The organism is Streptomyces griseorubiginosus (assembly GCF_017614965.1).
GTDB lineage: Bacteria > Actinomycetota > Actinomycetes > Streptomycetales > Streptomycetaceae > Streptomyces > Streptomyces griseorubiginosus_B.
The window spans coordinates 21646-27762 of the sequence record NZ_WVUG01000101.1; the positions used below are offsets into that span (position 1 = coordinate 21646).

Annotated in this window: 6 protein-coding genes; 1 reads left to right on the forward strand and 5 read right to left on the reverse strand. The window is 71.4% G+C overall.

Going from position 1 to position 6117, the window contains the following annotated elements:
* The first annotated feature begins 117 nt into the window (after positions 1 to 117).
* Positions 118 to 810 carry a response regulator gene (locus GRC12_RS20190; protein ID WP_133046144.1) on the forward strand — a complete coding sequence of 231 codons (693 nt, stop codon included), beginning with the start codon at positions 118 to 120 and terminating at the stop codon, positions 808 to 810.
* Between the two features lie 48 nt (positions 811 to 858).
* Here the strand turns inward: GRC12_RS20190 and GRC12_RS20195 are convergent, their stop codons facing one another.
* The 5 genes from GRC12_RS20195 to GRC12_RS20215 all read right to left on the reverse strand — a co-directional run bounded on the left by GRC12_RS20195 (position 859) and on the right by GRC12_RS20215 (position 5433).
* Positions 859 to 2451 carry a solute symporter family protein gene (locus GRC12_RS20195; RefSeq protein ID WP_208780706.1) on the reverse strand — a complete coding sequence of 531 codons (1593 nt, stop codon included), beginning with the start codon at positions 2449 to 2451 and terminating at the stop codon, positions 859 to 861.
* Entirely contained in the window at positions 2448 to 3011 is a 564-nt protein-coding gene (locus tag GRC12_RS20200) for a DUF485 domain-containing protein (protein ID WP_208780707.1), read from the reverse strand. The genes GRC12_RS20195 and GRC12_RS20200 overlap by 4 nt, the downstream gene beginning before the upstream one ends.
* Before the next feature lie 69 nt (positions 3012 to 3080).
* Positions 3081 to 3764: a response regulator transcription factor gene (locus GRC12_RS20205; RefSeq protein ID WP_208780708.1), complete on the reverse strand. Its 684-nt coding sequence runs from the start codon at positions 3762 to 3764 to the stop codon at positions 3081 to 3083.
* A complete protein-coding gene (locus GRC12_RS20210) occupies positions 3761 to 4912 on the reverse strand; it encodes a sensor histidine kinase (protein ID WP_208780709.1) in 1152 nt (383 codons plus the stop codon). Before GRC12_RS20210 ends, GRC12_RS20205 begins: the two co-directional genes overlap by 4 nt.
* Positions 4909 to 5433 carry a DUF1453 family protein gene (locus GRC12_RS20215; protein WP_208780710.1) on the reverse strand — a complete coding sequence of 175 codons (525 nt, stop codon included), beginning with the start codon at positions 5431 to 5433 and terminating at the stop codon, positions 4909 to 4911. The genes GRC12_RS20210 and GRC12_RS20215 overlap by 4 nt, the downstream gene beginning before the upstream one ends.
* Between the last annotated feature and the right edge of the window lie 684 nt (positions 5434 to 6117).

Sequence of the window (6117 nt, forward strand, 5' to 3'; positions counted from 1 at the left end):
TGGGCGCATGCCGTTCTTTTGCTTGCAACAGCCTGTTGTGCTCATTTTGCGCGCGCTACAACTGCGGAGCCGAAACACGGGTGTAACGCCCGCCTGGCCTTGACAGAAAGAGGCCCGATGATAGACGTCCTGGTCGTGGACGACGATTTCCGCGTCGCTGAGATCAACGCCAAGTACGTGGGAAAGGTTCCCGGCTTCCGGGTGACCGCCCGCGCGCACAATGCCGCACAGGCCCTGGCCGCCGTGCAGCGCGGAGGCGTCGATCTGGTCCTGCTCGACCACTACCTGCCCGACCAGACGGGCCTCGAACTCGTGCACCGCATGCGGGAACAGGGCCAGGGCACCGACGTCATCATGATCACGGCGGCCGGGGACGTGGCGACCGTGCAGGCCGCGATGCGCCTCGGCGCGCTGCACTACCTGGTGAAACCGTTCACCTTCGCCGCCCTCCGCACCCGCCTCGACTCCTACGCCGCCCTGCGCCGCACGGTCGACCGGGTGGGCGGTCGCGGGGTCGCCGGCCAGGAGCAGGTCGACCGGATCTTCGGCGCCCTGCGCACCACCCCGGCGCCTTCCTCACCGGGCCTGCCCAGCGGTCACTCGGAACCGACCACCGACCTCATCTGCCGCGTCCTGCACCACGCCGAGCACCCGCTCTCCGCCCACGAGGTGGCCGCCGAGACCGGGCTGAGCCGCTCCACGGCCCAGCGCTACCTCCGCCACCTCGAACAGGCCGGCCGCCTGCGCCTCTCCCTCAAGTACGGCGACACGGGCCGCCCGGAGCACCTGTACGCCTGGGTGGCGCCGTAGGCCCCCCTCGCACGCGGATGTCGTACGACGACGGGGGCGCGCCCCTCCCTACACTGCCCCCGCTCCCGTCAGCGACCGCACCTCGGTCTCCGCGTGCTTGGCCTCGTCCGGCACCTCGGCCGAGGTGACCGTGCCGAGCCAGCCGGCGAGGAAGCCCAACGGGATCGAGACGATGCCCGGGTTCTGCAGCGGGAAGTACTGGAAGTCGACGCCCGGGAACAGCGATTCGGGGCCGCCCGACACCACCGGCGACAGCACCACGAGCACCAGTGCGGGGACGAGCCCGCCGTACACGGACCAGACCGCGCCGCGGGTGGTGAAGCCGCGCCAGAACAGTGAGTAGAGCAGCACGGGGAGGTTGGCGGAGGCGGCGACCGCGAAGGCGAGGCCCACCAGGAAGGCGACGTTGAGATCACGCGCCAGCAGCCCGAGGGCGATGGCCACCACGCCGATGCCGACGGACGCGACGCGCGCGACGGTCACCTCGCTGCGCGGCTTGGCATGGCTGCGCCGCAGCGACGCGTACAGGTCGTGCGCCACGGAGGCCGAGGAGGCGAGAGTGATCCCGGCCACCACGGCGAGGATGGTGGCGAAGGCGACGGCGGCGACCACGGCGAACAGAACCGTTCCGCCCGTGGAGTCGGCTCCGCCTCCCAGGTCGAGCGCCAGCAACGGAACCGCCGTGTTCCCCGCCACGTTCGACCCGCGCACCGCCTCCGGCCCGACGATCGCGGCCGCCGAGAAGCCGAGGACGATCGTCATCAGGTAGAACCCGCCGATGAGCCCGATCGACCAGAGCACCGAACGCCGGGCCGCCCTGGCGGTGGGCACGGTGTAGAAGCGGGACAGGATGTGCGGCAGCCCCGCCGTGCCCAGCACCAGCGCCAGGCCCAGGCTGATGAAGTCGAGCCGGGCCGTCCAGTCCCCGCCGTACTTCAGCCCCGGTGCCAGGAAGCCGTCACCGTGTCCACTGCGCTCGGCCGCCGTCAGCAGCAGGCGGTCCAAGTCGCCGTGGAACCGCAGCAGGACGAGCACGGTGAGCGCGACCGTACCGCTCAGCAGCAGGACCGCCTTGACAATCTGGATCCAGGTGGTGGCCCGCATCCCTCCCAACGACACGTAGATCACCATGAGCGCGCCGACCCCGACGACGGTCCAGGCCCGCGCCGCCGCACTCGTCCCCCCGAGCAGCAGCGCCACCAGGCTTCCCGCGCCCACCATCTGCGCCACCAGATACAGAACGGACACGGTGACCGAGGAAGTTCCCGCCGCGATGCGCACCGGCCGCTCACTCATCCGCGCCACCACCACGTCGGCGAGCGTGAACCGCCCGCAGTTGCGCACCAGTTCGGCGACGAGGAACAGCACCAGCAGCCAGGCCACGAAGAAGCCGACCACGTACAGCATCCCGTCGTAGCCGTACAGCGCGATCAGCCCCGTGACGCCCAGGAAGGAGGCGGCCGACACGTAGTCCCCGGCGATGGCAAAACCATTTTCCAGCGGGGAGAAGAGACGTCCGCCCGCGTAGAACTCCTCCGCCGAACCCCGCCGGTTCCGGCTCACCCAGGTCGTGATCGCCAGCGTGACCGCGACGAACCCGCTGAACAGCAACAACGCCAGCGTCTGATGGTGCCCGGTCATGAGGTGCCTCCCCGGGCCGAACGGGTCAGCTCCTGCGTGTCCCACCGCAGTTCGAGCGCCGCCCGGTCCCTGCGCAGCCGGGCGTGCCGTGCGTAGGCCCAGGCGAGCACGAAGGTGGTCAGGAACTGCCCCAGCCCCGCGAGCATGGCCACGTTCACCGCTCCGGCCACCGGCCGCGCCATCACCCCGGGAGCGGTCGTGGCCGTCACGACGTACCCCACGTACCAGGTGAGGAAGAGGAGAACTCCCGGCACCACGAACCGCCGGTAGCGGCTGCGCACTTCCTGGAACGCCGCGCTGCGTTGCACTTCGAGGTAGATGTCGCCCGCCGCCGGCACCCCCTCCTCCTTCGCGCCCCGGCCGTCCGGTCCGCCGCCGGTCGCCGGCGCCCCGACACCGTCCGTCTCGCCCCAGCCGGACGCCAGCGCGTCGTACCACGGGTCGTCGTACCGCATGCCCCCTGGCGCCTCGGCCGGTCGCGGGACATGCCCCTCAGGGTGCTCGGTCGAACGGTGCGCACCACCCCCGCTTCCGCGAGGACGACTGTTGCTTGACTGCATGCTCAAGGATGGACAGAACGGGAACATCCCTGACTTCTCTTCCCCGCGCTCTTCACCCCATCAGGTGACTCATCCCGCTGGTGGGCGGGCGATCCCCTTGGCGTAGGCATAACGCACCGCCTGGGCACGGTCCTTGAGGCCGGTCTTGGTGAAGATGTTGTTGATGTGGGTCTTCACGGTCGCCGTCGACACATGCAGCTTGCGGCCGATCTCCGTGTTGCTGAGCCCTTCGGAGATCAGTTCCAGCACCTCGATCTCCCGGGCGGTGAGCCCGTCGGGCGGCTCGGCCGGTTCCGTCGGCCGCGGCGCGGGCTCCGACAGCCGCTCCAACAGCCGCCGCTGGATGCTCGGCGACAGTCCCGCGTCCCCGGACAGCACGCTGTGCACGGCCCGTACGATCTCGTCCCCGCCCGCGTCCTTGGTGAGATATCCCCTCGCCCCTGCCCGCAGCGCCGGGAACAGCGACTCGTCGTCAGCGAAGGTGGTCAGCACCACGACCTGGGTCCCGGGGTACTCGGCGCGGATGCGCCGAGTCGCCTCCACACCGTCGCAGCGGGGCATACGCAGGTCCATCAGCACGACGTCCGGGGCGAGTTCGGCGACGAGCTGCACCGCCTCCTCACCGTCCCCCGCGGCGCCGACGACCTCGACTCCGGGCAGCAGCCCGAGCAGCATCACGATGCCCTCACGGACGACGGTCTGGTCGTCCGCGACCACCACGCGCGCTGGCGGCCTCGCCTCCCCTTCCGTCATACGGGCACCCTCAGCGTCACCACGAACCCCTCCTCGTCCGGCCCCGCGTCCAGCGAGCCGCCCAGCAGTTCGGCACGCTCGCGCATGCCCAGCAGACCGTACCCGGCGCCCGCCCCGGCCAGATCTCCCGGCGGTCCGCCCGAGTCCCTCACGTCCAGCGTCACTTGGTGATCGGCGTAGTCCAGCCGCACCCGCACCTTGGCGCCCGGCGCGTGCTTGCGGACGTTCGTCAGGGCCTCCTGGGCGACCCGCCGCACCGCCTGCGAGGCCTCCGCGGGCAGTGGCTTCCGATCACCCGTAACGGTGACCTCCGCGCCGGCCGTCGTGCCCACGAGCTGCGTCAGGAAGTCCTCCAGCGGGGTCAACTCGCCCCGCAGCGCGGACAGCGCCTGCCGTGTCTCGTCGAGACCGTCACGCGCCATGCCCCGCGCCGCCACCACCCGCTCCAGTATCTGCTCCCGGTCGGCACCCCGCTCGATCAGCAGCCGGGCCGCCTCCAGGTGCACGAGCTGCGCCGAGAGGCTGTGGGCCAGTACGTCGTGGATCTCACGGGCGATCCTGGCCCGCTCGGCGAGCGCCGCGGACTCCGCCTCGGCGGCCCGTGCGGCTCGCTCCTGGGCGAGGAGGCGCTGGGCGCTGCCGCGGGCCTCCGCGTCGAGCCTCAACACGTAGCCGGCGAGGGCCAGTCCCACCGTCGTGGCCGCCGTGGTCAGCCACACGTCGTTGTTGACGGCGGCGTACGACGCGAGGGCCACGGACGCCGTCGGCAGGGCGACCGCCAGCGGCAGCCGTTCCAGCGCGCTGACGGCGCAGCCGCACCACAGGACGAGGGCCGGCCCCCGGAACCCCAGGGCCTCGGCTCCGACGGCCAGTCCCATGAGCAGGAGCAGGATGCCCAGGGAGGGCCACAACCGGTGCTGGAACGTGGTCCGGTACAGGGCCCAGGCCAGTCCGCCGGCCACGACCACTCCGACCCCACCGACGACCGTCACCCACCCGTGGACACGGTTGCTGTCGAATGCTCCCCACAGCAGGATTCCCAGGGCGAACACCCTCACGACCCAGGCGATCAGCCGCCGGGGCCGCGAGGTGCCTTGCCGCCCTAGCGCCTCCCGCGACGGCCAGCCCATCCAGGCGTTCTGCGTCACACGCGCTCCTTCCGCGCGGGGCGGACCATGGGGTCACCGTACGCCGTGGCCGCGGAGACGGCGGGCGTGACGGACTGGGCCCGCCAGACCAGGATTCCGCCGCGGACGAGCAGGGTGGCCGCGAGAGCGACGAGCAGGGCGGAGCTGTCCTGATGGACGCCGAGCGCGGAGCCCAGCGCGAAGAGGCCGACGCGCAGGGCGATGCCGATGATCCACACGGTCACGCTCGCCCTGGTGCTCTTGCTCCACACCGCGCCGTCCGGCTCCGCCCAGACGCGGGTGGTCCAGGCCCAGCCCGCTCCGGTGGCGAGGCCTATGAGCAGCTCGACGCCGAGGAGGACGATCGACTCCGTGCGGTGGTGGGCGTCCACGATGCCGGGTTCGCGCAGCGCTACGACGGCGAGGATCACGGGGACGAGCCACCAGCGTCGTCCCGTGCCTATCCGCTGTGCGCGGAACTGGCGGACGATCACCAGGACGACCACGGCCGCGATCATCAGCGCATTGACGAACCCGGACATCTGAGCCTCCATGGCGAGGAAGGAAGTCACGACAGCGAGCGCTGCCGACGCCTTCGACACTACGGAAACCCGCAGGTCACCAGATCGGACCGTGGGTGGACCCCGGGTGGATCCATGGACCGCCCCGGTGTCCACCCACGGGTGGAGAACCGCGACCTAGGGTCACCGGAAGCCGATCGGCCCGACGGAATCGGCTCCGGAAGGCCGGGTGGCTGGGAGGGTTTCCTGGCCGGCTGGATGGCCCCGAGATGCTGACCGGATAGCGGGAAGCGGGGAACGGGTGGGGTTGGATGGAGTCAGGCAACCGGCGGGTTGGCTCGGAGGCGAGGAACGGGCGCGGTTGGCTCGGAGGCGAGGAACGGGCGCGGTTGGCTGGAGCCGGGATGGCCCGCCGACCGGCGGCAGGCGGGGAACCAACATGGTTGGCCAGAAGGCGGGACGGTCTGACCGGGTTTCCCGGGGCCGTATGGCCCGACTCAGATCCGCAGAGCCAGACGGCCCGACTCAGACCTGCAGAGCAAGACGGCGGCCCGACTCAGACCTGCAGAGCAAGACGGCTCGACTCAAGCCTGCATAACTGTCCGCCCCACTCCACCCCGGCCAGGGCTGCCGCAGCGGCCCACCGGAACGCGACGCACCCGCGCCTCCCGCCGCACCGGGCCCCGAACCGGCCCCTCTGCGGCC

What these genes read in the sequence shown, in the direction of transcription:
- GRC12_RS20190 (WP_133046144.1), top strand. Translation starts at nt 118, where the DNA reads ATGATAGACGTCCTGGTCGTGGACGACGATTTCCGCGTCGCTGAGATC.
- GRC12_RS20195 (WP_208780706.1), bottom strand. Translation starts at nt 2,451, where the DNA reads ATGACCGGGCACCATCAGACGCTGGCGTTGTTGCTGTTCAGCGGGTTC.
- GRC12_RS20200 (WP_208780707.1), bottom strand. Translation starts at nt 3,011, where the DNA reads ATGCAGTCAAGCAACAGTCGTCCTCGCGGAAGCGGGGGTGGTGCGCAC.
- GRC12_RS20205 (WP_208780708.1), bottom strand. Translation starts at nt 3,764, where the DNA reads ATGACGGAAGGGGAGGCGAGGCCGCCAGCGCGCGTGGTGGTCGCGGAC.
- GRC12_RS20215 (WP_208780710.1), bottom strand. Translation starts at nt 5,433, where the DNA reads ATGTCCGGGTTCGTCAATGCGCTGATGATCGCGGCCGTGGTCGTCCTG.